At 35.3% G+C, this 894-nt stretch carries 3 protein-coding genes; all 3 read left to right on the forward strand.

What is annotated here, in order from left to right; all coding sequences use genetic code 11:
- On the forward strand, positions 1–359 hold a 359-nt coding region (locus D5281_RS25105; protein ID WP_160562560.1), incomplete at its 5' end, for an HNH endonuclease.
- Between the two features lie 101 nt (positions 360–460).
- Positions 461–685, forward strand: coding sequence for a UDP-N-acetylenolpyruvoylglucosamine reductase (locus D5281_RS25110; RefSeq protein WP_120472098.1), 225 nt, complete (start codon positions 461–463; stop codon positions 683–685).
- On the forward strand, positions 675–842 hold the full coding sequence (locus D5281_RS25115) for a type II toxin-antitoxin system VapC family toxin (RefSeq protein ID WP_277935638.1): 168 nt from the start codon (positions 675–677) through the stop codon (positions 840–842). Before D5281_RS25110 ends, D5281_RS25115 begins: the two co-directional genes overlap by 11 nt.
- Positions 843–894: the final 52 nt, after the last annotated feature.

Raw genomic sequence — 894 nt, forward strand, 5'->3', positions numbered from 1 at the left:
ATCCGTATGATATGGAAAATACTGCTTATGAAGGCAGTACAAAGATAAGGCGAAGAAGATTTTCAGATGAAAAACGGGAAATTATATACAATAAATCGGGTGGACACTGTGAGCTATGCGGCCAGCGATTATTACTGGAAAATATGACGTTGGATCATATCGTACCTTTATCAATGGGCGGTGAAGATTCTATGGAAAATCTGCAAACAGCTTGTTATGCTTGTAATCAGTTTAAGAGCAATATTCTACCTGATGATTTTATGGACAGGATTATAAAGATATTCTTGTATCAGACGGAAAAGAAGTGTAGTAAGGATATGAAACTAAAAATCATACATAAATTGGTGGAGGTATTGTAATAAATTAGTCGGCACTGGTGGAAAATTTCTGTCAGTGCTGATTGTATCAAATAATGGGAAATGATATACTATATGTTAATAGATAGAACAGGAGGTCCTTTATGACAGCTTTGCGGCAAAGTGCAATAAGGGAGTTAGAAAAGTTGCCAGAAGATAAAGTAAGTTTTATTTTACAGATAATGCAAGGTGTGAATGGTCTGTATAATGATGGACAATCAGAAAGGGAAGAAGCATTTGCAAGATTGGAGCAGTTACGCAGGAAAGGAACTGTTAATGATTATGATGCGGAATTAGCTTCTTACAGGACAGAAAAGTATGGCAAATAGGATTTTGGTTGATACTAATGTATTGCTTGACTATCTTCTAACAAGGGAGCCCTTTTATGAAGATGCAAAGAAAATTATTCATGCTTGTGTAGATGGTGAAGCAAAAGGATGTATTGCGGCTCATTCTATTTCTAATATACTCAAACTTCGCACTTGAATAAGTGCCTATGCACCTTGAAAATTCAATAAAAACTGGCAATAAAATAGCA

The sequence above is a fragment of the Parablautia muri genome, from assembly GCF_009917485.1.
GTDB lineage: Bacteria > Bacillota > Clostridia > Lachnospirales > Lachnospiraceae > Suilimivivens > Suilimivivens muri.

What these genes read in the sequence shown, in the direction of transcription:
- D5281_RS25115 (WP_277935638.1), top strand. Translation starts at nt 675, where the DNA reads ATGGCAAATAGGATTTTGGTTGATACTAATGTATTGCTTGACTATCTT.
- D5281_RS25110 (WP_120472098.1), top strand. Translation starts at nt 461, where the DNA reads ATGACAGCTTTGCGGCAAAGTGCAATAAGGGAGTTAGAAAAGTTGCCA.